Below are 25048 nucleotides of genomic sequence, written 5' to 3' on the forward strand. Positions count from 1 at the left end.
CGATGATGATGCGACGGTCACGCGGCTTGACCCCTCATGGTGGCGTCACCATTGTCCGGCGAAGCGGATTGCTGCAAGCGGGCGCGAAGAAGAAGCGGCGTATCCTCCCTGACGCCGCGTTTGAGAGAGATTTCCCTTGGATGCCGTCACTTTGACCGCGCCCCGAGCCCATCCCGTCCGGGACCGGGGCGATGTCGAGGCCCTGGCCCGTCTGGCCAAGGTCGACATGGCGGCGGTTGACGCGCTGATCCTGGATCGGATGCAGTCCAGCGTGCCTGTGATCCCCCTGCTGGCCGAGCATATCGTGTCGGCGGGCGGAAAAAGGCTGCGGCCCCTGCTGACCATCGCCGCGGCGCGCTCGGCCACGGCGGACCGGCCCGACGCGGACCTGACGGCGGCGCTGAAACTGGCCGCCTCCGTCGAGTTCATCCACACCGCGACCCTGTTGCACGACGATGTCGTGGACGGCTCCGAGCGCCGACGCGGCAAGGTCGCGGCGCATCTGATCTGGGGATCGGCCACGAGCGTCCTGGTCGGCGACTTCCTGTTCGCCCGCGCCTTCGAGTTGATGGTCGAGACCGATCAGATCCGGGCCCTGGGCATCCTGGCCCAGGCCTCCAGCGTCATCGCGCAGGGCGAGGTGCTTCAGCTGACGCGGGCTCACGATCTGAACCTCGATCAGGAAACCTATCTGCGGATCATTTCGGCCAAGACCGCCGAACTCTTCGCCGCCGCCGCCGAATCCGGGGCCGTGGGCGTCGGCGCGGATCAACAGACGATCTCGGCTCTGCGGTCCTACGGGCTGAACCTGGGTCTGGCGTTCCAGCTGGCCGACGACGCCCTGGATTACGGCGGGTCGTCCGAAGCGTTGGGCAAGAATGCGGGGGACGATTTCCGCGAAGGCAAGGTGACCCTGCCGTTGCTGCTGGCGGTGGCCCGCACGCGGGGCCGCGAGGACGCCTTCTGGGATCGGACGATCAACGGCAACCAGCGCACCGATGACGATTTCCGCCGGGCGCGTGAGCTGATCGTCGGCACCGGTGCGGTTTCGGCTACGCTGGACGCCGCCGGTGACTATGCCGACGCGGCAAAGGCCGCGCTGAAGGTCCTGCCCCAGGGCGACTGGCGCGCGGCGCTGGAACGCCTGGCCGATTTCGCCGTCAGTCGCGCCAGCTGAGCAGGCGTCGAAGAATCGGAGCGCGCACCTCCAGGTCCGCGCTCCATTTGGCGACCGAACCGCCTATTTCAGATTGGCGCAGAACCGCTGGATCCGTTGGCACGCCTGTTCCAGCACGCTCTCGGAGGTCGCGTAGCTGATACGAAAGTAGGGGCTGAGCCCGAAGGCGGCGCCCTGAACCACGGCCACTCCCTCGGCTTCCAGCAAGGCCGAGGTGAATACCTCGTCGTCGGTGATGATCGTGCCGTCCGGTGCCGTCTTGCCGATCAGGCCTTCGATCGACGGATAGACGTAGAAGGCGCCCTCCGGGTTCGGGCAGCGGATGCCGGTCGCCTGGTTCAGCATGGACACGACCAGGTCGCGGCGCTTCTCGAAGGCCGCGCCGCGCTCGGCGATGAAGGCCTGTGTCCCGTTCAGGGCCTCGACTGCCGCCCACTGGCTGATCGACGACGGGTTCGAGGTCGTCTGGCTGGCGACCTTTCGCATCAGGTCGATCAGGGGCTTGGGGCCGCCTGCATAACCGATGCGCCAGCCGGTCATGGCGTAGGCCTTGGACACGCCGTTGACCGTCAGGGTGCGGTCGTAGAGGTCCGGCGCGACCTGGGCGATCGTAGTGTATTCGAAGTCGCCATAGGTCAGGTGTTCGTACATGTCGTCGGTCAGCACCCAGACGTGCGGATGGCGGCGCAGGACATCGGCCAGGGCCTCCAGTTCGGCGCGCGTATAGGCGGCACCGGTCGGATTGGACGGGCTGTTCAGGATCAGCCACTTCGTCCGGGGCGTGATCGCGGCCTCCAGCACCTCGGGCCGCAGCTTGAAGCCGTCCGACTCCTCGCCCGTGACGAAGACCGGTTCGCCGCCCGCCAACAGCACCATATCGGGATAGCTGACCCAGTACGGGGCCGGCACGATGACCTCGTCGCCTGCGTTCAGCGTGGCCACGAAGGCGTTGTAGATCACCGGCTTACCGCCCGACGCCACGTGAATCTGGGCGGGCGTATAGGTCAGGCCGTTCTCGCGCGCGAACTTGGCGACGATGGCGGCCTTCAGCTCGGGCGTGCCGTCGACGTCGGTGTATTTGGTCTCGCCGCGTTGGATGGCGGCAATGGCCGCGTCCTTGATGTTCTGTGGCGTGTCGAAATCCGGCTCACCGGCCCCCAGGCCGATGACGTCGCGTCCGGCACGTTTCAGCTCTCGCGCCTTGGCGGTCACGGCGAGAGTCGCGGAAGGCTGGACGCGGGCGAGGGCGGCGGATTGCAGGTCGGACATCGGTGGTTCCCGGGAGAGCGGTGCTGTCGTCTTACGCAGATGCGAAAGGCGGATCAAACGCCAAGGCTCGCCCTGTGACCCGGCGCGGTGGTATGCGCAGATGACCATGCGCCGCATCCTCGATTTCATCCTGAACATGGAAGCGGCCCGCTGGCGGGCGCTGCTGGCCAGCGTGCTGCTGCTGGGTGCCGTCGCCGCCCTGTTCGCTGTCGGCAAGGCGTCGCTGGGGCTGGAGGCCGAGGGGCGGCTGGAGGCCTGGCTGCAGGGCTTCAATGACGGTCCGGTGGGCTTTGCGGCCGTCGTGGTGGTCTTCGTCGTCTCGGCCTTCCTGGGGGTGCCGCAGTTCATCCTGATCGCGGCCAGCGTGGTGGCCTTTGGACCCTGGTCGGGGTTCGCCTATAGCTGGGTGGCGACGGTGGTTTCGGCGGGGGTGACCTACTGGCTGGGTCGAGGCCCGACCGCGCGCGCGATCGAAAAGCTGGGCGGGCGCACGACCGAGCGTCTGGCGCGGTTCGTCGGCAAGAACGCCTTCTATGCCAGCTTCATGATCCGCAATGTGCCGTCTGCGCCCTTCATCGTCGTCAACATGGCCTTTGGCGCGGCGCGGGCGTCGTTTCCGGCGTTCCTGGCAGGTTGCGCCCTGGGGGTGCTGCCCAAGACGGCGCTGGTCGCCTTCTTCGGGGGATCGTTCATGTCGGCGGTGCGCGGGGACGGCATCTGGACCTCGGCGATTCTCGCAGCGGTCGCGGTCGTCTGGCTGGCCCTGATGCTGGCGGTGCGAGAAATCGTCAAACGGCGCGAAAATCGGTCCAGCGATCAGATACAGTAGTTGTTACGATTGAGGCGATGGCCTATCTGACCCTGACGACAACGGAGAAGTTCAAATGCTGAAGCTCTACTATTCCCCCGGTGCCTGCGCCCTGGCCTCACACATTGCCCTTGAGGAGGCGGGTGCCGACTACGAGGTCCAGGCCGTGAACCTTCGTGCCGGCGAGCAGAAGACGCCCGAGTATCTTGCGATCAACCCGGCCGGCTCGACACCGGCCCTGATGACCGATCGCGGACCGCTGACCCAGAACCTGGTCATCATGGGCTATGTCGCCCAGACCTATCCGGACGCGAACCTGGCACCCATCGACGACAGCTACGAGTTTGGTCGGATGCAGGCGTTCAACGGCTATCTGGCTTCGTCCGTTCACCCGGCGATGGGTCAACTGCTGTTCGCCGGGCTGGAAGGCGAGGCCAAGGAGGCCGCTCGGAAAAACACCCTGACCAAGCTGGGCGTGGTCGAGGATTCGCTGCTGGGGTCGCCCTGGGTCATGGGGGCGAACTACACCGTCGCGGACGGCTATCTGTCGGTCTTCAGCCGCTGGGCCCGCCAGGCCGGGCTGCTGGATGCGGCACGCTTTGCCAGGCTGAACGACCATCTGGACCGCGTGCAGGCCCGGCCCGCGGTTCAGCGGGTGCTGGCGGCCGAGGGCATCGCGCCCGTGTGAGGGCGTTAAGGCATCCTTAGCGCCGCCTTTGCCAAACTGTCGTAGTCCGGAGCGGATGGCTCCAGGAGGCAGCGATGAAGCCGACGTCCCGACTGAGGCGCGAGCATGCGTCGATCCTAACCTTGGCCAGCACCCTGAATGGTCTCGCGGGATCACGGATGACCCGCGACATCGCCGACCAGACGCAGGCCTGCATGCGATCAATCGATGCCTTGCTGGTCGGTCATCTGCTTCATGAGGACGAGCATCTGTATCCGGCGCTGATGGCCGCCGACGATCAGCAGGTTCGGATTATGGCGGAGGATTGCTTCGCGGACATGGGCGGCATCCTGGGGGCCTGGATCGCCTATCGTGACCACTGGACGGCGGAAACGATCCGCACACAGCCGGATCGGTTTTCGAGCGCCACGACAGGTGTTCTTGGGGCGCTGGCCATTCGGATCGAGCGCGAAAACCAGGAGCTTTACCCCTTGCTGGACCATCTTCAAGCGACCGCTGAACACGAACGTCGGATGGCCTGACGCCCCAACCACTGGTCCGCAGGCACCAACGGCGAAAGCCAAGCGTGACCGTCACTTGGTCGTGATCGCAGTGGGGCCTTCGCGCGGCATCGGGGCTTGTATTCGCCTGTCCATGCGGGCAAACGAGCGCACAGCCGGTCAGGCGAGGACGATCAGGAAATTCGGCGCGTGTGGGGATACGCGTCGGGTGGGGCGTCGCCGAAGCCGGTTGATTTGCAGCGCCTTGAAGGCCCCAACCGAACGGTAACCGACCCCCATGAGCTTCTCCCTCTTCGGCGCCATCTCCAATGACATCGCGATGGACCTCGGGACCGCCAACACCCTGATCTACATGAAGGGCAAGGGGATCGTCCTGAACGAGCCCTCGGTCGTGGCGCTGAGAAACGTCGGTGGACGGAAGATCGTCCACGCCGTGGGCATCGAGGCCAAGCAGATGCTGGGCCGCACGCCCGGCCACATGGAAGCCATCCGCCCCATGCGCGACGGGGTCATCGCCGACTTCGAAGTCGCCGAAGAGATGATCAAGCACTTCATCCGCAAGGTTCATAACCGCAAGGGCTTCGTGAACCCCAAGATCATCGTCTGCGTGCCGTCGGGCGCCACGGCGGTCGAGCGTCGCGCGATCAACGACAGCTGCCTGAACGCCTCGGCCCGCCGCGTGGGTCTGATCGACGAGCCGATGGCCGCGGCGATCGGCGCCGGCCTGCCGATTCACGAGCCGACCGGCTCGATGGTGGTCGATATCGGCGGCGGCACCACCGAGGTGGCCGTGCTGTCGCTGTCGGGCATCGTCTATTCGCGGTCCGTCCGCGTCGGCGGCGACAAGATGGACGATTCGATTATCAGCTACATGCGCCGCAACCATAACCTTTTGATCGGCGAGACGACCGCCGAGCGCATCAAGAAGGACATCGGTACCGCCCGGATTCCGGCCGACGGCGAAGGCCTGTCGATCGAGGTCAAGGGCCGCGACCTGATGCAGGGGGTACCGCGCGAGGTCCGCATCTCGGAACGTCAGGCCGCCGAGGCCTTGGCCGAACCGGTCAGCCAGATCATCGACGCGGTGAAGGTCGCGCTGGAAGCCACGCCGCCCGAACTGGCCGCTGACATCGCCGACAAGGGCATCATGCTGACAGGCGGCGGTGCTCTGCTGCGCGGGCTGGACGCCGAGATTCGCGATCATACGGGTCTGCCGGTTTCGGTCGCCGACGATCCGCTGTCGTGCGTGGCCATCGGGTGCGGCCGCGTACTGGAGCATCCGCGCTGGATGAAGGGCGTTCTCGACTCGGCGCTCTAGGTCCAGCGCGCAAGCGTCGCTGCAAATCCCCGTGATTGCAGCGAATTCGCCGGTTTCATTGTGGCTCGCTTTTTGCGATAGGCTGCGCACAGCGGCGGGGGGCGTCCCGCCGATTCTGACTCTTTTTGGGAAGGCAGGCCGTGGCGTTTCGCGACGGACCGTTCGATCAGTTCAAGGTGCCGCTGGTGTGGACCGCCGCGGTCGTGGTCGTGGTCGCCCTCATTGCATCGGTTCTGCTGATCCTGGCCGATCGCCGCCATGATACGGCGGCCGATGCCTATGGACCTGTGCGCGCAGGGTTCGACGCCGGGGCCGGGCCCGTCAACGGCGTCTTCGCTGCCCCCGTGCGCTGGGCGGGTGCCGTCTCGGATTATGTCGGTGGCTATTTCTTCGCGGTATCCGAGAACCGCCGCTTGAAGAAGGAGCTGGAGGAACTCCAGCCCTGGCGCGACCAGGCCATCGCCCTGAAGAACGTCAATGCTCGTTACGAAGCCATGCTGGGCTTGAGGACCGAGCCGGTGGTCGCCCTGGCGACGGCGCGCTCGGTGTCGGAATCGCGTGGCCCGTTCGTCAATGCGCGGCTGTTGGACGCCGGATCGAACAAGGGCATCCAGATCGGCAATCCCGTTATCAACGAGCAGGGGCTGGTCGGGCGGATCGTCGGGGTCACCGGCGGCGTGAGCCGGATGCTTTTGCTCACGGATGTGGCCAGCCGCACGCCGGTGCTGATCGACCGTACCGACGCGCGCGCCCTGTTGACCGGTGACGGATCCGGCAATCCCAAGCTGGAGTTTGTGCGAGGGAACAATGCCGTTCAGGCCGGTGACCGGGTGCTGACGTCCGGGGATGGCGGCGGCTTTCCGCGCGGCGTGCCGATCGGCGTGGCAGCGCGGGGGATCGACGGGTCATGGCGGGTCAAACTGTTCAGCGACCGGGGCGCCATCGACTACGTCCGCATCATGCTGTTCCAGGATTTCAGCCAGTTGGTGGCGCCCGACACCTTGAACGCGCCGCCGTTGTCGGGGCTTGCAACGGCTCCGGCCCCGAATGCGACCGAGGCTGCGGCCATCGGTGACGCTGCGGCGCGCCGGTCCCGGACGGCCGGCGGCGAGACCACGGCGCAATCGACCACGGCACCATCGACCACGGCACCATCGATCCCTGGGGCTCGCGCGGCCGCGACGGCGCGGCCTCCGGCGGCGACCAGCCGCCCCGCTCAGGTCCCCGCACCGCCACCGCCCACGGACACGCCGACACCCACGACAGTCCCACCTGGAGGAGGCGGCGCGTGAGACGTTCGATGCAGGTTCGCGTCGTCGGCCCGCTGCAATGGGTCATCTATCCCGCGCTGGTCGCCATGGCGGCCACCCTGATCCTGGCCACGCCCGTCGAACTGTTTGGCCTGAAGCTGCCCGAGCCGGTCCTGCCGATGGTGCTGGCGTTCGCCTGGCCGCTGATCCGCCCCTCGATGACCGCCCCTGCGGTCCTGTTCGCCCTCGGCGTCTTTCTCGACATGTTCTGGGGCGGGACGCTGGGATTGTGGCCCCTGTGCCTGCTGGCCGTCTATGCGGTGGTGCTGGGATCTCGCAACCTGCTGGCTGGGCAGGAAACGCAGGTTCTGTTTGTCTGGTACGCGACCTGCACCGTCGGTGCCTTCTTGCTGGCGTATCTGGTGGTTACGCTGGACGCCGGGCGCGCGCCGAGCCTGCTGGCCCTGCTGGGTCAGGTGACCCCGACGCTGTTGCTCTTTCCGATTGCCGACTGGATGGTCCAGCGGTTCGACGACGGCGACGTGCGGTTCCGATGAGCGAGCCTTCGATCTTTTTTTCAGACGTCAACGAGCGTCAGGGCTCTTTCCTGCGTCGCACCTTCGTGGTCGGCGGGCTGACGGCCCTGGGCGTGACCGCATTGACCGTGCGCCTCGCTCAGCTGCAGGTCGTGCAGGCGCAGGAATACGCCACCCTGGCCACCAACAACCAGTTCAACTTCCGTCTGGTGCCACCGCCGCGCGGCCGTATCCTGGACCGGAACGGCGTGGTCATCGCGGGCAACCGACCCAGCTTCCGCGTCCTGGTCGTGCGTGACGAGACCAAGGATCTGGACCAGACCCTGGACCTGCTGGGGCGGCTGCTGCCCGACACGGTCGACCGGCGCCGCGCCATCATCCGCGACGTCAACGCCGCGCCCCGCTTCAGCCCCGTGCCGGTCAAGAGCGACCTGACCTGGGAAGAATTCGCCAAGGTCAACATCTATGCCCCCGAACTGCCCGGCGTGATGGCCGACATGAACGAGGCGCGCTTCTACCCCTTCGGCGGATCGTTCGCGCACGTCATCGGCTACGTCGCCAAGGTGTCGGATCGCGACGTGCAGGCGATCAAGGACAAGGGCGAAGAGGTCCCGCAGATCCTCTACAACCCCGGTTTCCGGATCGGACGCTCAGGCATCGAGAAGGCGCTGGACGGCGATCTTCGGGGCGAAGCGGGCGGCACGCGGGTCGAAGTGGACGCGCGCGGTCGCGTGGTCGCCGAAGATGTCGGCGGATCGCGCCCCGCGGTGCCCGGCAAGGACGTCGTGCTGACCCTGGACGCCGACGTCCAGAACCGGGCGCTGGAAGTCTTCGGCGAGGAAAGCGGCGGCTGCGTCGTCATGGATGTGCGCAACGGCGACATCCTGTGCATGACATCGGCCCCGTCGTTCGACCCCAACCTGTTCGTCGGCGGAGTGCCCAGCGCGACGTATCGCGCCCTGTCGGACTACGAGCGCAAACCCTTGCTGGACAAGGCGATCGGGGGGGTCTTCCACCCCGGATCGACCTTCAAACTGACGACCTCGCTGGCGCTGCTGGACGCCGGGGTCGATCCGACCGAGCGGGTGAACTGTGGCGGCGGATACCGGTTCGGCAACCGGACCTTCAGGTGCTGGAGCCGCAGCGGGCACGGTCCGCAGGACATGCACGATGCGATCAAGAACAGTTGCGACGTCTATTTCTATCACATGTGCAATCGCGCCGGGGTCGACGGCATCCACGATGCGGCGCGCAAGATCGGCTTCATGCAGACGTTCGACATCGGGGTCGGCAACCAGAAGACGGGCTCGATCCCAAGCCGGGCCTGGAAGGCCGAATACAACAAGAACAATCCGAACCCGGACTCGCGGACCTGGTATCCCGGTGAGACCCTGTCGGTGGCGATCGGGCAGGGGGACGTCAACGTCACGGCCCTGCAGCTGGCCGTCATGGTGTCGCGCATCGCCAATGGCGTGAAGGCGCTGCAGCCCCGGCTGATCAAGTCCGTCGGCGGGGTGGACAGGCCGTCCGGGGCGGCCGTGCCCGACCTGCCGTTCTCGCGCGAGAATATCGAGGTGGTGCGCCAGGGCATGGTGGCGGTGGCCAACGACCGGACGGGCGGCGCCTATCGCCAGAGCCAGCTGGGCCTGGGCGACATCCAGATGGCCGGCAAGACCGGGACGGCCCAGGTCCGCAGCTATGACAACGTCGCCTCGCGTTCCAGCCGCAGCGTGGGCTGGGCGCTGAAGGACCACAACCTGTTCGTCGCCTTCGCGCCGGTCGATGCGCCGCGTTACGGCATCGCCGTGATCGTCGAACATGGTGGGCTGGCGGGCTCGACCGCCGCCGCGCCGCGCGCCCGCGAGATCATGCGTACGGTCCTGCTGAAGGATCCCGAGATGCGCGCCCGCATCGAACGGCCGCTGCCGCCTGCCGCCGAGGGCGCGGCTCTGGCCGACGACGAGGCCTTCGGCGCGGCACCCGAGCCGGACGCGCCTGCCGCCCCCGTCGAGGCGACGCCGCGCCGGACAGAGCCGACCACCACCACGGGCCCACGCCCGTATCTCTCGGAGCCCCGATGACCGCCTCGGCCCTGACACGTCCCGGCGAACGCGAGCGGCTCTCGGTCAAGCTGGGCGAGATCGACTGGCGGTTCGCCGCCTTGCTGTGCACGGTCGCCGCGATCGGCGGGGCGATGCTGTACTCCGTCGCCGGCGGATCGTGGCAGCCTTGGGCGGCGAACCACCTGATCCGGTTCGGGGTCTGCCTGGCCATCATGCTGGCGCTGTCGATGGTCTCGATGCGGATCTGGTTCGGCTCGGCCTATATCGTCTACGGCCTGGCGTTGCTGATGCTGGCCCTGATCGAGATTCCGGGTCTGGGCTATACGGCGATGGGCGCGACGCGCTGGCTGAACCTGGGCTTCACGCGTCTGCAGCCGTCGGAGATCATGAAGATCGGGGTCGTGCTGGCGCTCGCGCGCTACTATCACGGCGCGTCGGCCAAGGACGCGCGGATGAGCTGGAAGCTGATCTATCCGGTCGCCATCATCGGCGCGCCCTTCCTGCTGGTGGCGCACCAGCCGGACCTGGGCTCAGCCATGCTGCTGGGGCTGACGGGCGCGGCCATGATGTTCATGGCGGGCCTGGACTGGAAGATCATCGCCGGGGTCACCATCCCGGCGGCGATCGCGGTGCCCTTCTATGTGATGTTCGGCATGCACGGCTACCAACGCAGTCGGGTGCTGACGTTCCTGAACCCCGAGAACGACCCTTCGGGTACCGGATATCACATCACCCAGTCCAAGATCGCCCTGGGGTCCGGCGGTCTGCTGGGCAAGGGATACGGCCTGGGCAGCCAGAGCCAGCTGGAGTTCCTGCCCGAGAAGCAGACCGACTTCATCTTCGCGGCGGTGTCGGAGGAATTCGGCTTCGTCGGCTCGTTCTCGATCCTGCTCTGCTACATCGCCATCATCCTGATCGCGCTCAGGATCGCATCACTGTCGCACAGCCATTTCGGGCGGATGGCCTCGGCGGGCGTGACGGCGACGTTCGCCCTCTATGTGATGATCAACGGGGCCATGGTCATGGGGCTCGCGCCCGTGGTGGGCGTGCCCATGCCGCTGCTGAGCTATGGCGGGACGGTGATGCTGACGGTGATGATCGGGTTCGGTCTGGTGATGGCCACGCGGGTGCACCGCTATGCCGAACTGCCCAAGGGCCACGGCCTGATCTGATCAGCGGGCGGCGTCGCGGGCTTTCTTGAGGGCTTGCTCGAGTTTCCGGCGGGCCTTGGCGTGGTCGCGATCCAGAGTGCTTATCTCGCGATCCAGCGCCGCCTTGCGCGCCGTGACGGCGTCGAGCGCTTCGGCCTGTTCGAGGTCGAGCGCGGAAAGGCGGGCCTCGAGCGCTTCGACGTGTTTCCGAGCTTTTAGGGAATGGGCAGAGGGCTTCGTCGGATTGCGGCGGGTGGTCTTGCCGATGTCGACCGCGAGCCCGCGCGTGATGATGGTGCCCGGAGCGGCAAGGGCCGCCGCGCTGTCCGGGTCATCGGAGACCTCTTGCGCCAGGCTGGTCTTGAACAGGTCCTGATCGACGCCCCAGGCCTCAAGCGCCTTCGGACGAGAGGATGCGGCCACCGTGTAGGCGTGAAAGCCGTCGGACCAGGTGAAGACTTTCAGTCGGGCAACCATGCCGCCCAAAGCGAGCGAGCGTGGCGGTTCGTTCCGCTAGAGCGTCGCCGCCCAGTCCGTGCCGCGGATCAGACTGTCGATGATGCCGGGTTCGGACGAGGCGTGGCCGGCGTCGGGGACGATGTCCAGCTTGGCTTCGGGGAAGGCGCGGTGCAGGGACCAGGCTCCCGAGATCGGCGTCACGACGTCAAAGCGGCCCTGGGCGATCCAGGTGGGGATGTGGCGGATTCGGCCGATATTCTTCAGCAGCCAGTGCTCCTCGGGGAAGAAGCCGCCGTTCATGAAATACCAGCATTCGATGCGGGCGAAGGCGATGGCGAACTCGGGCTCGGCGAACTTGTCGGGACGGGCGGCCGGACCTTCGACGCTGACGGTTTCGCCCTCCCAGCTCGACCAGGCGACGGCGCAGCGTTCCTGCTCGGCGCGATCGTCGCCGATCAGCCGCTTGTAGTAGGCCCCCATCAGGTCGTGACGTTCATCCTCCGGGATCGGAGCGATGAACCGCTCCCAGGCGTCCGGGAAGATCATCGAGGCCCCGTCCTGGTAAAACCAGTGAAGCTCTTTCTTCGTCAGCAGGAAGATGCCGCGCAAAATCAGCGCCTTGACGCGTTCCGGGTGCGTTATTGCGTAGGCCAGCGACAGGGTCGAACCCCACGATCCGCCGAACACCGCCCAGGCGTCGATGCCACATCGCTCGCGCAAGGCTTCGATGTCCTCGATCAGGGTCCAGGTGGTGTTGTCCTCGAGCGAGGCATTGGGCCGCGACTTGCCACAGCCGCGCTGATCGAACAGCACGATGCGATAGACGGCCGGATCGAAATAGCGGCGCATGCCCGCGTTGACCGCGCCACCGGGGCCACCGTGCAGAACCAGCACCGGCTTGCCTTGCGGATTACCGCACTCCTCGAAATAGATTTCGTGGGCGCTGTCGGTCTGCATCCATCCGGATGCGAAGGGTTCGAGCTCGGGATACAGTTCGCGTCGGGGCGTCTCGGTCACGGGGAAGGCCATACGGGGTCGCTGCTTCGGTCTGGAGGATCAGGCAGTGGGGCCGGCGCGAAGGCCGCAGAAGGCCAGGATGAGCCAGCCGGCGATCATCAGTGCGCCCCCGATGGGAGCGACCGCCCCCAGGGCGGGGAGGCTTAGCAAGCCGAGGAAGGCCAGGGCCAGACAGAAAATCAGGCCACCGGTCGTCGCCAGCCACCCCGCCACGCCAGCCAGACGGACGCCGGGGGCCAGGATCGCGCAGGCGACGCCCAAGACGGCGTGCGCCAGCTGATAGGCGGCACCGGTCTGAAACAGGGTCTTGATCTGCGGGCCGGCTCCGTGGGCGGCGAAAGCCCCGACCGCCACCGCCATCGCGCCGTTCAATGCAGCGAAGGCCGCGAGGTGACGATTCCATGTCATGTGCAGACCGTAGCCTACGGATTCGTCGGCGTCTGCTATCGGATGGACGATGATTCCAGCCCGCCGCATGGCGTTTCAGTATGTGTTGCTCTTCGGTGCCAACGGCGTCAGCCTGCCGTTCGCCGGGCTGTGGTTCCGTGCCCAGGGTTTTTCGGGGGCGGAGATCGGCGCGCTGCTGGCGGCGCCCATGCTGGCGCGGCTGGTGACGGGGCCGGTGCTGGCGGTGTGGGCCGACGGGTTCACGCGCCGCCGCACGCCGATCGCAGTCCTGGGGGCCGTGGGGGCGCTGGCCTATGGGGCGGCTGGACTGACACACGGAGTGTGGGTCCAGGGGATCGCCTGGTTCGTCGGGGCCAGCGCGATGGCCGCGATGATTCCCCTGACGGACGTGCTGAACCTGTCCGCCGCGCGACGGCACGGGTTCGCCTTTGCCTGGCCCAGAGGGTGCGGATCGGCGGCCTTCGTGGCGGCCAACGTGCTGATGGGCGCGATCCTGGCGCGGGCGTCGGTCGATTGGGTCATCGTGTGGATCGTGATCGCGGGCGCGCTGATCGCGGTCACCGCGTCCAGCCTGTTGCCGCCCGAGCCGGTGTCCGAGGCCGGTCCGAGCCGCAAGCGGGACCGCTATGCCGGGATCGCCAGGCTGGCGACCGACCCGGGTTTCATGACGGCCATCCTGGCGATCGGCGCGGTCCAGGCGACCCACGCCTTCTACTACGGCTTCTCAGCCATCGCCTGGAAGGTGCAGGGGATCACCGAGGCGACGACGGGGCTGCTGTGGGCCACGTCGGTCGTCGTCGAGATCGGCTACATGTGGGTCGTGGAGCCTTGGCGTCGCGCCCGGGGCATCGGTCCGTGGCCCGTGCTGATGCTGGGTGGCGTGGCGGCTGTCGCGCGGTGGACCCTTCTGGCCTTCGTCCCGCCGCTGTGGGCGCTGTGGCCATTGCAGGCGCTTCACGCCCTGACGTTCGCGGCCACCTATCTGGCGGGCGTGGAGATCATCGAGCGACTGGCTCCGCCAGGTCAGCACACGGCGGCCCAGACGTTGAACTCCGTGATCGCGGCGGGCGTCCTGATCGGATTGGCGACGCTGGCGTCGGGCCCGTTGTACGATCGGTTCGGGACCTTGGGCTATCTGGCCATGACCGGGCTGGCAGCCGTCGGCCTCGTGGCGGGGTGGTGGCTGAAGCGGACGCTGGACGTCAGCTGAGCCGGGCGCGGGGCAGGGGCGACAGGTGGCGGGCCATCGCACCGGTCGCCGTGCGGATGCTGGAGCGCAGGCTTTGAGTGTCTGTCGTCGCCGGGACGCGCAGCAGGCCCACCGCTGGGGCATCGACCGCGTCGGGCAGTGCGGTCAGAATGCGGTACAGCAGGTAGCTGCCGGCGTCTTCTTCGGACTCCGAGGTGGCCTCGGCCGACAAGCCGGCGTCGTTCAAGGCGCGGACCATCTCGGCGACCGGTGCGGTCGCGCGGGCCATGGCGGGGCCGGTCCGGGTCAGCTTGGAGCCGCCGATCAGCGCCCGGTTCTCTGCCCGCATCTGAACGCGAAACCCGTCGGAGCGGCGCGTGCGGCCGACCAGAAGCACGGCGCGGCAGTCGGCGTCGTCAAGCTGACCCGTCAACAGGCCCGCCAGCATATCGGGGTCGCCAGGTCCGATCGGACGCGCCCGCGCCGTCTGAGGGTTCCAGCCGTCCGCCGCCATGTCTTCCAGAGCCGCCCAGGCGGGATCGTCGGTCTCATAAACGCAGACGAGGATCGCGGGTCTGCGGTCCGGTTGGGCCTCGGCGACGGTATCGAGCATGGGATCCGCTGGGTGCGTGACGACGGCGTGACAGCGGCGCGACGGTGTCGGTAAGCGAAGGAGATCGTCAAGTCCTATTGCGACCCCGCCGCGACCTGAATGTCAGATTCCCGCCTCAGGCGAGATCGCCGATGGCTGCATCCAGCAGCATGAAGGCCCGCCCCGGATCGGTGGCCAGAGTTCCCAGCACGCCCGGGCCATCCCCCTGTCGCGCCTGGTCGTTCAGCCGGGTCGCGAAGCCACGGACATAGCGTTCTGCATCGGCCCGCAGGTCCGGATCGCTCATGACCCGCCGGGACACGCTGCGCACGGCGGCGGGGGCGACCCGTCGAACGATCTGGCGCGCCCGGTCGGGATCGCGTTCGGCCAGGGCTGACGCGGCTTCCTCGACGCGCGAGCGGGGCAGAAGGGCATTGGGATCCACGCCCATGCGCCGGATAGCCGCCGTGATCCGGTCCGAAAGGGCGTCGGCATCGGCGGGCATGGCCGGCGTATCGAGGTCCAGCGGCGGTTCGCCAGGACCATCATCGACCAGATCGCTCCAGTCCAGCCGGTCCTGGGATTGCGGCGGCGTGGCCCGCGTGGGCTCGCTGCCTGTCGGAGCCAGGCGCAATCGACCTCTAAGCCCGAATCCGCGTTCGCGTTCCGGTTCCGCCTCGGTCTCCGGCCTCGCGGCGCGGGTGTCCTGAGTGGTCTGCAGAGGTGGCGGTGACAGGGGTTCGCGCCGCCGCGTGGATTGAGGCTCGCCCGAAACCACGCCCATCAGACGAACGGCCTCGGTGAGCATGTCGTAGTTGCGACGCACGCGTTCCTGGAAACCGGCGTCCAGAGCCTCGGTATCCTCGGCGGCCTTGCGGGAGGCGGCGGCGAGGGCGGCAAGACCGTCTTCGACGGTCACGCGAACCGCTTCGGCGCGAGCCCGGGCTTCTTCCGGCAGGCGCGAGGCGCGCTCGTCCAGATCGCCGATGGCGGCATCGACCTCGGCCAGCGCCTGAGTCATGCGCGACAGGGTCGATTCCAGCTTGCCGATCGCGCGCTGGCCGGCCTCGTCGACCAGATCGACAGTCTCGCCGACGATCCGGCGAGCCCCCTCGACACGGGCGTCGGCGGCCTGATCGGCCTTCTGGGCCGCGTCGAACAGGGCCTCGCCCAGACGGTCGGCACGGATCTGGGCATGACTCGCAGCCTCGTCGGCGGCGATGCGACTGTCCTCGGCGGTGGCCTTGAGCGCGGCCAGGGCGCGGCGGGTTTCCTCGACCAATGTATCGCGCGCTTCGGCGGCGAGCGCCTCGAACCGGTCGAGCGACAGTTTGGTGGCGGCGTCGAAACCGTCGGCCTCTCGTTGCGACAGGTCCACCAGAGCCCGGAACTGGTCGCTCGCGGCCTCGACAAGGTCCCGCAGGCCTTCCGACGCCCGGGTCGAGACGTCGCCGAGCTCGCCGCTGGCGGCGCGCGCGGCGGAAAGCTGTTCGGTCAACTGGGCCCGCTGGCTCTCGACCTGAGCCGAGAAGTCCTCCTGGTCGGTGCGCAGGGCGTAGGCAGCGGTGACCAGGGCCGCGCGCTGCTGGCCCAGCCCCTGTTCGACCGAAAGGATCTGTTCGGCGACCCCCGTGCCGGCGTTCTCCAGACGCAGGGTCTGGCGGGCCAGGTCGTCGGATGCGAGGCGCGCGGCGTCCTGAGCCTCGCCGGCGGCGGCGGCGAGATCGGCGGCCCGGGCGGCCAGGGCGGTCTCGGCTTCGCGCAGCTGGGTCTGGGCCAGATCCGAAGCATCGACGATCAGGCGCGACTGGCGCTCGACGGCTTCCAGGACTCCCGAGGCCTGGGTGTCCAGATGACCCCCAAGCGCGGCCATCTGCTCGCGTTCGCGGCCGAGGTTCTCCGTCAGGCGACGGGCCGTGCGACCGGCGGTTTCGGCGGCCTCGTTCAGGCGGTGGGTTTCCAGCGACAAGGCTTCGCGCAACAAGGCCATGTCGTTGCGCGCGCGCTCGGCGGCCAGCGCGGCCTGATCGATGTCGTTGCGCAAGGCGGACAGGACATCGCCGGTCTGCTGGGCGGCGAGGGCGGTGGGCGCGACCAGCGCCTCGGCCAGCTGGCGGGCCCTGCGCGTCTCGGCGGCGAGGCCGTTCCCCTGACGGACGGCATGGGCCAGCATCAGAGCGAGGCCCGCCGGGGCCAGAGCGATCAAGGTGTAGATAGCCAGACGCAGCGGGTCGGCCAGGACGTCACCGGATCCAATCTCATAAGCCGCCCAGGCCGCGACACCACCGACCCAAAGGGCCGATGCCGCGCCGGCGATCAGATAGGGCGTGCCGGACTGGCCTTCGCGTTCGGCCGTCAGCGGGCGGGACGCGGGTGGCTCGGGCGGCTGATAGCGGGCTGGCGGGGCGTCGGCACTGACGGCGAAAGGGGTGACCACCGCGGTTTCATCCGTCGTTTCCGGGGGTGGCGTGGACAGAGCGGCCTCGGGCGCGTGGGCAGGCTCCGCGGCGGTCGCCTCGGCCCGCTCTCGTTGTTCCAGAAGCCGCCGACGACGGCGTTCGGAAATCGGCCGCTCGGGGGGCGCAGGCGGGTCCCGATCCGGTGCGTGATCTGGGATTTCGATGTCGTCCACCGGCGGGGTCTCGACGGCAGGGGTCGCCTCGGGATCGGTCAGAACAAGCGGCGGCCGTTGGCGGGACTTCATGAAGGGTCAATCTCGTTGGGCGGGCGCGCAGCGGTCCGTGCCAGGCGCGCCTGCAACCCTAGAGCCTGATCCCTGACGGCGAAAGCGTTTCGGGGTCAGGAAGTCGGCGGCGAACGAAAATCGCTCGCACCGGGTCAGCAATCCCGGTCGCGACCTGCCGCGATCAAGCCGGCCTCAGCAGGCTCGCCACAGTCATTCACGCGGTGGACTTCCGGCGATGCGCGCGGGGGGCGTTCGATGTCGACGCCGAACTGGGACAGGGCCGCCGCGACGAGCAGCGCGATGAAACCGGCCAGCAACTCGATCAGCGCCTGCACCTGCGTGCTCCCCTTCGTGCGTTCGCCTTATGCCTGATTTCGCAGAGCGTCACAATCCGATGGTGGAACCGATGCACAGCTGTGCCATTGACGATCATCGCCCGCGGTGGGACGAAAGCAGCGATCCGGCAGGATGGCTCATGCGGGACGGGTCTATCATCATGAAGCGTGCGGTCGACGAGACGACCCTGGATGCTTCGGCGGTCCTGGTGCCTGGGGATACGTGCTGGCGGGTCGAGGCGGCCGATCGGCTGTCGATCCTGATGGAGAACGAAGCCTATTTCGACGCCTTGTCGTCGGCACTGGACAAGGCCAGACGCTCCGTCGTCGTGCTGGGTTGGCAGTTCGACCCCAGAACGCGGCTTGATCCGGAGACGCGCGCAGGCGACAGGCAGGCCGAGATCGGGCATCGCCTGCGCATGATGGTCAAGACGCGGCCGGAGCTCGATGTGCGTCTGCTGATCTGGAAGTCGCCGCTGCTCATCGCGGCGTCGCAGGGGTTCTACCCGCACAAGGCGCAGACCTGGTTCCGAAAGCGCATGGTGGAGTTCCGCCTGGACTCCCCGGGGCCGATCGGGGCCTGTCATCACCAGAAGGCCGTGATCATCGACGATTCAGTGGCCTTCTGTGGCGGAGGCGACATCTCGGTCGATCGCTGGGATTCGCCCGCGCACCGTGACGACGACCCGCGTCGGTGCCAGCCGTCCGGCGTCATCTCGCCCCCGCGCCACGAGACGATGTGCGTCATGAGCGGCCCCGCGGCGCTGGCCCTGGGCGATCTCGCGCGCGAACGTTGGTTCAAGGCGACCTGGGAGCGGACGGTTCCCGAACCGGTCGAAAGCGATCCCTGGCCGGATGGGGTCGCCGTCGATTTCCAGAGCGTGCCGGTCGGCATCGCCCGGACGGAACCGGCGCACGGCGGCCGGATCGAGGTGCGCGAAAACGAGCGACTTCACCTCGCCGCCATTCGCGGGGCCAGGACGCTGATCTATATGGAGAATCAGTATTTCACCTCGCCGGTGATCGCTGGGGCCCTGGCTGAACGACTGGCCGAGCCGGATGGGCCGGAGGTGGTTCTGGTCTCCACAGGACGAAGCCCTAGCTGGTTCGACAGCATGACCATGGACACCGCGCGGGCAGAGGTGCTGTTCCGGCTGGAAACGGCGGATATCCACAACCGCTTTTTCGCCTTTAGCCCCAACACCAGAAGCGGCGAGCGGATCATCGTCCATGCCAAGGTGACGATCGTGGACGACCGGCTGCTGCGGATCGGTTCGACCAACATCAACAACCGCTCACTGGGATTCGATACGGAATGCGACGTCGCGATCGCACCCGACGACGACGCCGGCCGCGCGAAAATCAAGGCCTATCGCCACAAGACCATCGGCCACTTCATCGGCACATCGGGCGATGAGTTCGAGGCCGCCGAGGCCGTATTGGGTTCGACGGGCAAGGCGATCGAGGCGTTCGACACCGGGAGGATGTCGCCGCTGGGCGCGACCCAGCCTTCGATGGTGCAGAGGACGATTGCGGAGTTCCAGCTCGGAGACCCCGTGTCGACCGCCGACGCCTTCAGGCCCTGGAAGCGGCGGAATCGCTCTCAGCGGTTGTTGCCTCAGGCGTCCTGAACCTCGAAATCGACGATCAGCGGCAGGTGGTCCGACGCCATCCGCGCCAGGGGTGAAAAGGCCGCTCGCACGCCAGTCACCCTTATGTGCGGACTGACGAAGACGTGGTCGATGCGGATGGCGGGGAACCCCGAGGGAAAGGTCTTGATCGTGGGGCGCTGACCGATCTGGCGCTGACAGTCAGCCAGGCGACGGGTCAGGGTCTGATAAGGTCGTGTGATCGAGGTGGCGTTGAAATCGCCCGCCAGAATCGTCGGCCCCTGGCATTCCGCGTGACCCATCCAGTCCTTTCCGACCAGGGCGGCCGCCTGGAGCCTCTGCTCGCGCGGCACCAGACCCAGATGCGTGGTGAGGACGTTGAGCGGCGGGTCGTCGTCCTTCTGCACCCGTGCCCAGATGGCCCCGCGCGGCTCCAGGCCGGGAATGCCCCGGACAGTCGGCAACGCTCCGACCCGGATCAGACGCTCCGGCCAGCGGCTCAGGATGGCGTCGCCATATTCTTCCTGCTCGACGGTCATCGCGGCATGGAAGCGGACCGACATGGCGAGACGATCGGCGATGACCTGGGCCTGGTCGACACCACCCGTGCGTGCGCGGCCGACGTCGAGCTCCTGAAGGCAGACGATATCGGGTTCGTGCTCGGCGATGACACCGACGATCCGTTCCAAATCCAGACGTCGATCGACGCCGACACAGCGATGCACGTTGTAGGTCATCAGACGCATGGGCGATCCGCTAGGCGATTTCGGTGCCAAAGGCCATGCGGTCGCTGGTCCTAGATTTCGACGACGCGATTGGGCACTTCGTTCGGGTTGCCCGGCCGGGGTGGGAAGTGCTCGGCCAGGACGGTGCCGGCCAGGCCGATGGCGCGCTGGAAGCCTTCGACCGGGCGGCGGGCCCTGAGCCCGGCCGTCAGGGCGGTCACGGCCTCGGCCCAGACATCGGGATCGACGCGGGCGTGGATCCCTTCATCGGCGATGATTTCCACCTGCCGATCGGTCAGGGCGGCGAAGATCAGCACACCGGTTCGATCCTGGGTCACGTGCAGCCCGTGCGCCAGAAATTGATGCATGGCGGCCTGTCGGGCACGGTCGCGTCGGACCGAGCGGGGTGTCACGAGGCGGGTCAGAAAGGGGATGCGTAGGATCAGATAGGTGAACACGAAGACCGCCGCCTGGACGACGGCATAGACGCCGATCGTGCGGCCGACGATGACGTCTCGCGCCGCCAGCTGCCCGGCCTCCCAGGTGTCGCCGAAGCCCGGAAACCAGTGCGCGTCGAAGCCCAGCGGAATGAAGCCAAGCGGCATGATCAGAGCCACGGCGGCCGCCCAGGCCAGGCTGATGTCACGGTAGGACGAGACCTGGCGGGCCAGCACGCAGAAGATCTCGCCGGACGTCTTCGCCTCGGCCAGCGCGATCGCGGCGGCGATGGACGCGTGCTCCTCGGGTTTGATGCGCATCACCATCCGCCCGAGGCTCCGCCACCGCCAAAGCTGCCGCCGCCGCCCGAGAACCCGCCCCCTCCGCCGAAGCTGGAACCGCTCGACCGGCTGCTCGCTGCGCTGCTCAAGGCATCGGCGACGCCCCACAGAACCACCTGACCCAGCCCGTCGGCCCCGCGCCTGCGTCGGCCACGACGGCCCGCGCCCCGCATGAGGTTCAGGAACAGGAAAAGAAAGATCAGCGCGATGATCAGAACCGGAAAGACGGGGGCTTCCGCCTCGGTCGGGACCGCCGCCGCGGCCCGGGCCTCGGCCTCGGCGGGATCGAGTCGAAGCTGAGTGACGACGGCGTCCACTCCAGCCGAGATGCCGCGCTGGAAGCCGCCTTCGCGGAAAGGGGGAAGGATGTCGTTCTGGATGATCTGATTGGACAGGGCGTCGGTCAGGACCGGCTCAAGCCCATACCCGACCTCGATCCTGACCTTGCGCTCGTTCGGCGCGACGATCAGCAGGACGCCGCTGTCGTTCTCCGCACTGCCGATGCCCCAGGCCCGGCCGAGGCGATAGCCGTAGTCCTCGATTTCGTAGTCCTGCAGGCTGTTCAGGGTGACGACCACGAACTGATCGCCCGTGTCGGTCTCCAGCTGCGTCAGCTTGGCCGAGATCTCGGCTTCCGTCTCGGGCGACAGGAGCCGAGCCTGATCGACGACGCGGCCCGAAAGCGCGGGAAAGTTCGGCTCGGCGGCGAAAGCAGAGGTGCCCGCGACCATGCCGAGCAGGATCGCACCGACAAGCGCCACCGCACGTTGGCTCAGGCTGAGAAGCGGGATGGAGGTCACCGCGTCGGGGGCGTCGAGCCCGGTGCCACGGCTGGAGCGGTCCCGCCCGGCGCGGTGGCGGGCGCGCCGTTCAGGTTGAACTGAACCTGTGGTGCGGCCTGGGCCTCGGCGCTGGCCGTGAACAGCTGCATCGGCTGCTCGCCCGAGAAGGCGGTCTTGGCCCAGATCACGGTCGGGAAGGTGCGCAGGCTGGTGTTATAGTCGCGCACGGCCTCGTTGTAGTCGCGGCGGGCGATGGTGATGCGGTTCTCGGTGCCCTCGAGCTGCGACTGCAACTGCAGGAAGCCCTGGTTGGCCTGTAGCTGGGGATAGGCCTCGACCGTGACGAGCAGGCGCGACAGGGCGCTGGATAGCTGGCCCTGAGCGGCCTGGAACTGCTGGAAAGCGGCGGGGTCGCTGAGGGTCTCTGGCGTCACCTGGACCGATGTGGCCCGGGCACGGGCCTCGATGACCTGGGTCAGGGTGGTGCGTTCCTGGATCGCGGCCCCCTGGACCGTGGCGACGAGGTTGGGGATCAGGTCGGCCCGGCGCTGATACTGGCTCTGGACATCGGCCCAGGCGGCCTGGGCGCGTTCCTGCTTGGTCGGGATGGTGTTGTAGCCGCAGGCCGAGATCGCCGGAACAGCCAGCACGACCGCAGCCGCCGCGCAAAGGCGCGAATTGATGCGAACCATGGAACCCTCCGTTCGACGGCCGTTCGCCGCCCGTCCTCGAGTCGCGACTATCCCCGCAACGCCGGATCGCTTCAAGCGTCCAGAGATGATGGTACGATACCGTTCGCACGGCACGCGGCGACGTAGGTGTTGGCCAGCAGGCAGGCGATGGTCATGGGACCCACCCCGCCGGGGACCGGCGTGATCGCCCCGGCGACGTCCACGGCTTCGTTGAAGGCGACATCACCCACGACGCGGCTCTTGCCTTCCATCGCCTTGACCGGATCGGCCGAGGGAACGCGGTTGATGCCGACGTCGATGACCGTCGCGCCGGGCTTGATCCAGTCGCCCCGGATCATCTCTGGCCGACCGACGGCGGCGACCAGGATATCGGCGGTGCGGCAAAACGCGGGCAAATCACGGCTGCGGGAGTGAGCGACGGTGACGGTGCAGTTCTCGGCCAGCAGAAGCTGTGTCATCGGCTTGCCGACGATGTTGGATCGCCCGACGATCACGGCGTGCAAGCCGGAAAGGTCGCCGAGCCGGTCCTTCAGCAGCATGGTGGAACCCAACGGCGTGCAGGGAACCAACCCCGGCAGGCCGACAGCCAGGCGGCCGGCATTGACGACGTGAAAGCCGTCGACGTCCTTGTCGGGATCGATGGCGCCCAGGACGGCGGCCGAATCGATCTGGGCGGGCAGAGGCAACTGCACCAGGATACCGTGGATGCCCGCATCCTCGTTGAGGCTCTGAACCAGCGCCAGAAGCTCGGTCTGTGTGGCGGTATCGGGCAGACGATGGGTGTCGGATCGCATGCCTGCGCGGGCTGTCGTTTCACCCTTGTTGCGGACGTAGATCTGGCTGGCGGGATCTTCACCGACGATCACCACGGCCAGGCCTGGCTTGATGCCGTGCAAGCCGATCAGCGCCGCCGTCGCCGCCGATATGCGGTCCACCAGACCGGCGGCGAAGGTCTTCCCATCGATGATGGTGGCGCGCGTGGCGTCGTCCGCCATGACTGGCTCCTCGTCCGTCAGGAATCGACCGGTGGGCGGCGATTTACAGTTGTCGCGCTTCGTCGTCTATGTTCGCCACGGGCTTATCCCGGGGGAAATAAAATGCGCCGCTCTTCGTTCGCCATCACCGTCAGCGCCATCGCACTGCTTGCCGCCGGCCAGGCCATGGCCCAGGAACCCACGCCGCTTCGTCTGGGCCAGTCCGTGTCGGGGTCGCTGACCGCCGAAGACGCCAAGGTCGACAGCGAGGATGAAGGGCAGTTCGTCTATGACGACTACACCGTTCGCCTGCGCGACGGACAGCGGGTCGAGGCGGTCATGCGCGCCGAGTCTTTCGACACCTACCTGACCGCCTATGACGCCAGCGATGAACAGGTCGAACTGGCTTCCGACGACGATGGTCTGGGCGAGGGGACCAACTCGCGCATGCGCTTCGTCGCGCCGGCCGCAGGGACCTATCTGATCCGCGCGCGCACGCTGAGCGGTCTGGAAGGCGGCGATTATACGCTGCAGGTCAGCGAACGCGCGGCACCGCCCCGCGCCCCGCGCCCGACCGGGCTGCGCATCGGGCAAGAAATCGATGGACGGATCGCCGACACCGACCCGGTGAACGACGACGATGCCCTCTACGATGCCTACAGCTTCCGTGCTCGCGAGGGCCAGCGCTATGCGATCAGCCTGAACAGCGACGATTTCGACGCGGTCGTGCGTGTCAGTTCGGCGCGCGGTGATTTCCAGGAGATCGCATCCAATGACGATTCCGGGGCAGGGGGGCTGAACTCCTACCTGATCTTCACGGCGCCCAGTTCGGGCGACTTCATCGTGCGCGCAGCGCCGCTGGATGGCACGACGAACGGAGCCTACACCCTCAAGGTCGATGAGGCCGGTCCCGCCGCGCCGCGCAATCCGATCGCGTTCGGCGACACGGTCGAAGGCACACTGGGCAGCCACAAGAACGACTTCGGCGTTGCGGCCGAGATCTATACCTTCCACGCCACGACCGGTCAGCGGATCATCGCCACGATGAGCTCGGACTCGTTCGACACCTTCCTGGAGCTGTTCGCCGAGCAGGCCCAGGATGCCGGTGGACGCTATTCCGTCGATTCTGATGACGACGGGGCGGGAGAGGGCACCAACTCGCGCCTGACCTACACCTTCACAGAGGACGGTGACTATTCGCTGGAGGCCCGCGCCTTCAGCGGCGAAGGGGAGGGAGCCTTTAGCCTGACCTTGGAGGAAGCCCCGCCGCTGCCTGCGCCGGCCGCGATCGCGATGGGCGAAACCGTCCAGGGCGAAATCGTCGAGGGCGACGCGACCGACGATGAAAACCGTGGCTACGACGCCTATCGCTTCACCGGGATGGCGGGGAACCGTGTTCAGGCGATCATGCGGTCAGGCGACTTCGATACCTATCTGCAGATCGGGACCGCGGACGGCGAGTTCTATGCCGCCGCCGAGGACGACGACGGTCTGGGTGAAGGCACGGATTCGCGGCTGAACTACATCCTGCCGGCCGACGGCGACTACATTGTCCGCGCCCTGCCGCTGTCGAGCGACTCGACCGGCCTGTATTCTCTGGAGCTGATTGACCGGGGTCCGCAGCCCCTGCCGGGCAGCATCCTGGTGGGTGCGACGGCGCGTGGCACCCTGACCGAAGACGACGCCCTTACCGAGGACGGCAGCTACTACGATGCCTACAAGGTCACCTTGAAAGCCGGCGAGAAGCTGCGTCTGACGATGGTTTCCAATGCCTTCGACGCCTATCTGGATGTCGGCAAGGAAGATGAGAGCGGGACGTTCACATCGGTGGTGTCTGACGACGACGGCCTGTCGGATACACACGCAAAGATCGAGTGGAGCGTGGAAGAGGACGGTGACTATGTCATCCGGGCCCGCAGCTTCGCCTCGGGACAGGAAGGGGCTTACGCGCTGACGATCGTCCCGCGGGAATAGGTCGGCCGCGACGATGATACAGGCCCCGGCGCGGTCGCGCCGGGGCCTTTTTCGCTTTAGAGATGC

The 25048-nt window shown here is 67.4% G+C and carries 24 protein-coding genes; 12 read left to right on the plus strand and 12 right to left on the minus strand.

The window, feature by feature from the left end:
* Positions 1–136: 136 nt before the first annotated feature.
* A complete protein-coding gene (locus tag AC1DW4_RS04060) occupies positions 137–1177 on the plus strand; it encodes a polyprenyl synthetase family protein (RefSeq protein ID WP_477015945.1) in 1041 nt (346 codons plus the stop codon).
* Positions 1178–1240: 63 nt separating this feature from the next.
* Here AC1DW4_RS04060 and AC1DW4_RS04065 read toward each other — a convergent pair whose 3' ends face one another.
* Complete coding sequence (locus tag AC1DW4_RS04065; RefSeq protein ID WP_477015946.1) at positions 1241–2446, minus strand: pyridoxal phosphate-dependent aminotransferase; 1206 nt, start codon at positions 2444–2446, stop codon at positions 1241–1243.
* 100 nt (positions 2447–2546) lie between these two features.
* Between AC1DW4_RS04065 and AC1DW4_RS04070 the strand changes: the two genes are divergently transcribed.
* The 8 genes from AC1DW4_RS04070 (at position 2547) to rodA (ending at position 10781) form a co-directional block, all read left to right on the plus strand.
* The gene (locus AC1DW4_RS04070) at positions 2547–3275 is read left to right on the plus strand and encodes a TVP38/TMEM64 family protein (protein ID WP_477015947.1); all 729 of its coding nucleotides are present in this window, start codon (positions 2547–2549) and stop codon (positions 3273–3275) included.
* A gap of 55 nt (positions 3276–3330) precedes the next feature.
* Positions 3331–3942, plus strand: coding sequence for a glutathione S-transferase family protein (locus AC1DW4_RS04075; protein WP_477015948.1), 612 nt, complete (start codon positions 3331–3333; stop codon positions 3940–3942).
* A gap of 74 nt (positions 3943–4016) precedes the next feature.
* Positions 4017–4463, plus strand: coding sequence for a hemerythrin domain-containing protein (locus AC1DW4_RS04080; RefSeq protein ID WP_477015949.1), 447 nt, complete (start codon positions 4017–4019; stop codon positions 4461–4463).
* Between the two features lie 256 nt (positions 4464–4719).
* Positions 4720–5760, plus strand: a complete 1041-nt coding sequence (locus tag AC1DW4_RS04085) for a rod shape-determining protein (RefSeq protein WP_013269710.1) — start codon at positions 4720–4722, stop codon at positions 5758–5760.
* Between the two features lie 140 nt (positions 5761–5900).
* Positions 5901–7052, plus strand: coding sequence for a rod shape-determining protein MreC (gene mreC / locus AC1DW4_RS04090; protein ID WP_477015950.1), 1152 nt, complete (start codon positions 5901–5903; stop codon positions 7050–7052).
* Positions 7049–7567 (plus strand): hypothetical protein, encoded by a 519-nt coding sequence (locus tag AC1DW4_RS04095; RefSeq protein ID WP_477015951.1) that lies wholly within the window; start codon positions 7049–7051, stop codon positions 7565–7567. The genes mreC and AC1DW4_RS04095 overlap by 4 nt, the downstream gene beginning before the upstream one ends.
* Positions 7564–9627 carry a penicillin-binding protein 2 gene (gene mrdA / locus AC1DW4_RS04100; protein WP_477015952.1) on the plus strand — a complete coding sequence of 688 codons (2064 nt, stop codon included), beginning with the start codon at positions 7564–7566 and terminating at the stop codon, positions 9625–9627. Before AC1DW4_RS04095 ends, mrdA begins: the two co-directional genes overlap by 4 nt.
* Complete coding sequence (gene rodA, locus AC1DW4_RS04105) at positions 9624–10781, plus strand: rod shape-determining protein RodA (RefSeq protein WP_477015953.1); 1158 nt, start codon at positions 9624–9626, stop codon at positions 10779–10781. The genes mrdA and rodA overlap by 4 nt, the downstream gene beginning before the upstream one ends.
* Here rodA and AC1DW4_RS04110 read toward each other — a convergent pair whose 3' ends face one another.
* The 3 genes from AC1DW4_RS04110 to AC1DW4_RS04120 are packed head-to-tail and all read right to left on the minus strand — an operon-like array spanning position 10782 to position 12644.
* Entirely contained in the window at positions 10782–11237 is a 456-nt protein-coding gene (locus AC1DW4_RS04110) for a hypothetical protein (RefSeq protein WP_477015954.1), read from the minus strand.
* Between the two features lie 36 nt (positions 11238–11273).
* Complete coding sequence (pip, locus tag AC1DW4_RS04115) at positions 11274–12248, minus strand: prolyl aminopeptidase (RefSeq protein ID WP_477015955.1); 975 nt, start codon at positions 12246–12248, stop codon at positions 11274–11276.
* 27 nt (positions 12249–12275) lie between these two features.
* The gene (locus tag AC1DW4_RS04120) at positions 12276–12644 is read right to left on the minus strand and encodes a DUF423 domain-containing protein (RefSeq protein WP_477015956.1); all 369 of its coding nucleotides are present in this window, start codon (positions 12642–12644) and stop codon (positions 12276–12278) included.
* Between the two features lie 49 nt (positions 12645–12693).
* On the opposite strand from AC1DW4_RS04120, the gene AC1DW4_RS04125 reads away from it, so the two are divergent.
* The gene (locus tag AC1DW4_RS04125; RefSeq protein ID WP_477015957.1) at positions 12694–13854 is read left to right on the plus strand and encodes an MFS transporter; all 1161 of its coding nucleotides are present in this window, start codon (positions 12694–12696) and stop codon (positions 13852–13854) included.
* On the opposite strand, the gene AC1DW4_RS04130 is transcribed toward AC1DW4_RS04125, so the two are convergent.
* From AC1DW4_RS04130 to AC1DW4_RS04140, 3 genes are all read right to left on the minus strand, one after another.
* Positions 13847–14446, minus strand: coding sequence for a hypothetical protein (locus tag AC1DW4_RS04130; RefSeq protein WP_477015958.1), 600 nt, complete (start codon positions 14444–14446; stop codon positions 13847–13849). The genes AC1DW4_RS04125 and AC1DW4_RS04130 overlap by 8 nt on opposite strands.
* A gap of 115 nt (positions 14447–14561) precedes the next feature.
* Entirely contained in the window at positions 14562–17129 is a 2568-nt protein-coding gene (locus tag AC1DW4_RS04135; RefSeq protein WP_477015959.1) for a coiled-coil domain-containing protein, read from the minus strand.
* Positions 17130–17263: 134 nt separating this feature from the next.
* Positions 17264–17446 (minus strand): hypothetical protein, encoded by a 183-nt coding sequence (locus AC1DW4_RS04140; protein WP_477015960.1) that lies wholly within the window; start codon positions 17444–17446, stop codon positions 17264–17266.
* A 161-nt stretch (positions 17447–17607) separates the two neighbouring features.
* Here AC1DW4_RS04140 and AC1DW4_RS04145 point away from each other — a divergent pair, with 161 nt between their 5' ends.
* Positions 17608–19077, plus strand: coding sequence for a phospholipase D-like domain-containing protein (locus tag AC1DW4_RS04145; protein ID WP_477015961.1), 1470 nt, complete (start codon positions 17608–17610; stop codon positions 19075–19077).
* On the opposite strand, the gene AC1DW4_RS04150 is transcribed toward AC1DW4_RS04145, so the two are convergent.
* The 5 genes from AC1DW4_RS04150 to AC1DW4_RS04170 form a co-directional block, all read right to left on the minus strand.
* Positions 19065–19802, minus strand: a complete 738-nt coding sequence (locus AC1DW4_RS04150; RefSeq protein WP_477015962.1) for an endonuclease/exonuclease/phosphatase family protein — start codon at positions 19800–19802, stop codon at positions 19065–19067. The genes AC1DW4_RS04145 and AC1DW4_RS04150 overlap by 13 nt on opposite strands.
* A gap of 50 nt (positions 19803–19852) precedes the next feature.
* The gene (locus AC1DW4_RS04155; RefSeq protein WP_477015963.1) at positions 19853–20539 is read right to left on the minus strand and encodes a TPM domain-containing protein; all 687 of its coding nucleotides are present in this window, start codon (positions 20537–20539) and stop codon (positions 19853–19855) included.
* Complete coding sequence (locus AC1DW4_RS04160; RefSeq protein ID WP_477015964.1) at positions 20539–21360, minus strand: TPM domain-containing protein; 822 nt, start codon at positions 21358–21360, stop codon at positions 20539–20541. Before AC1DW4_RS04160 ends, AC1DW4_RS04155 begins: the two co-directional genes overlap by 1 nt.
* Positions 21357–22034: a LemA family protein gene (locus tag AC1DW4_RS04165; protein ID WP_477015965.1), complete on the minus strand. Its 678-nt coding sequence runs from the start codon at positions 22032–22034 to the stop codon at positions 21357–21359. The genes AC1DW4_RS04160 and AC1DW4_RS04165 overlap by 4 nt, the downstream gene beginning before the upstream one ends.
* A 71-nt stretch (positions 22035–22105) precedes the next feature.
* A complete protein-coding gene (locus tag AC1DW4_RS04170) occupies positions 22106–23029 on the minus strand; it encodes a bifunctional methylenetetrahydrofolate dehydrogenase/methenyltetrahydrofolate cyclohydrolase (RefSeq protein ID WP_477015966.1) in 924 nt (307 codons plus the stop codon).
* Positions 23030–23131: 102 nt separating this feature from the next.
* Between AC1DW4_RS04170 and AC1DW4_RS04175 the strand changes: the two genes are divergently transcribed.
* Positions 23132–24982, plus strand: coding sequence for a PPC domain-containing protein (locus tag AC1DW4_RS04175; RefSeq protein WP_477015967.1), 1851 nt, complete (start codon positions 23132–23134; stop codon positions 24980–24982).
* The last annotated feature ends 66 nt before the right edge of the window (positions 24983–25048 follow it).

This window comes from Brevundimonas sp. P2_A6, assembly GCF_056404975.1.

What these genes read in the sequence shown, in the direction of transcription:
- AC1DW4_RS04125 (WP_477015957.1), top strand. Translation starts at nt 12,694, where the DNA reads ATGATTCCAGCCCGCCGCATGGCGTTTCAGTATGTGTTGCTCTTCGGT.
- AC1DW4_RS04170 (WP_477015966.1), bottom strand. Translation starts at nt 23,029, where the DNA reads ATGGCGGACGACGCCACGCGCGCCACCATCATCGATGGGAAGACCTTC.
- AC1DW4_RS04135 (WP_477015959.1), bottom strand. Translation starts at nt 17,129, where the DNA reads ATGAAGTCCCGCCAACGGCCGCCGCTTGTTCTGACCGATCCCGAGGCG.
- mrdA (WP_477015952.1), top strand. Translation starts at nt 7,564, where the DNA reads ATGAGCGAGCCTTCGATCTTTTTTTCAGACGTCAACGAGCGTCAGGGC.
- AC1DW4_RS04120 (WP_477015956.1), bottom strand. Translation starts at nt 12,644, where the DNA reads ATGACATGGAATCGTCACCTCGCGGCCTTCGCTGCATTGAACGGCGCG.
- AC1DW4_RS04065 (WP_477015946.1), bottom strand. Translation starts at nt 2,446, where the DNA reads ATGTCCGACCTGCAATCCGCCGCCCTCGCCCGCGTCCAGCCTTCCGCG.
- AC1DW4_RS04150 (WP_477015962.1), bottom strand. Translation starts at nt 19,802, where the DNA reads ATGCGTCTGATGACCTACAACGTGCATCGCTGTGTCGGCGTCGATCGA.
- rodA (WP_477015953.1), top strand. Translation starts at nt 9,624, where the DNA reads ATGACCGCCTCGGCCCTGACACGTCCCGGCGAACGCGAGCGGCTCTCG.
- AC1DW4_RS04130 (WP_477015958.1), bottom strand. Translation starts at nt 14,446, where the DNA reads ATGCTCGATACCGTCGCCGAGGCCCAACCGGACCGCAGACCCGCGATC.
- AC1DW4_RS04110 (WP_477015954.1), bottom strand. Translation starts at nt 11,237, where the DNA reads ATGGTTGCCCGACTGAAAGTCTTCACCTGGTCCGACGGCTTTCACGCC.
- AC1DW4_RS04085 (WP_013269710.1), top strand. Translation starts at nt 4,720, where the DNA reads ATGAGCTTCTCCCTCTTCGGCGCCATCTCCAATGACATCGCGATGGAC.
- AC1DW4_RS04070 (WP_477015947.1), top strand. Translation starts at nt 2,547, where the DNA reads ATGACCATGCGCCGCATCCTCGATTTCATCCTGAACATGGAAGCGGCC.
- pip (WP_477015955.1), bottom strand. Translation starts at nt 12,248, where the DNA reads ATGGCCTTCCCCGTGACCGAGACGCCCCGACGCGAACTGTATCCCGAG.
- AC1DW4_RS04080 (WP_477015949.1), top strand. Translation starts at nt 4,017, where the DNA reads ATGAAGCCGACGTCCCGACTGAGGCGCGAGCATGCGTCGATCCTAACC.
- AC1DW4_RS04175 (WP_477015967.1), top strand. Translation starts at nt 23,132, where the DNA reads ATGCGCCGCTCTTCGTTCGCCATCACCGTCAGCGCCATCGCACTGCTT.
- AC1DW4_RS04155 (WP_477015963.1), bottom strand. Translation starts at nt 20,539, where the DNA reads ATGCGCATCAAACCCGAGGAGCACGCGTCCATCGCCGCCGCGATCGCG.
- AC1DW4_RS04145 (WP_477015961.1), top strand. Translation starts at nt 17,608, where the DNA reads ATGAAGCGTGCGGTCGACGAGACGACCCTGGATGCTTCGGCGGTCCTG.
- AC1DW4_RS04165 (WP_477015965.1), bottom strand. Translation starts at nt 22,034, where the DNA reads ATGGTTCGCATCAATTCGCGCCTTTGCGCGGCGGCTGCGGTCGTGCTG.
- AC1DW4_RS04075 (WP_477015948.1), top strand. Translation starts at nt 3,331, where the DNA reads ATGCTGAAGCTCTACTATTCCCCCGGTGCCTGCGCCCTGGCCTCACAC.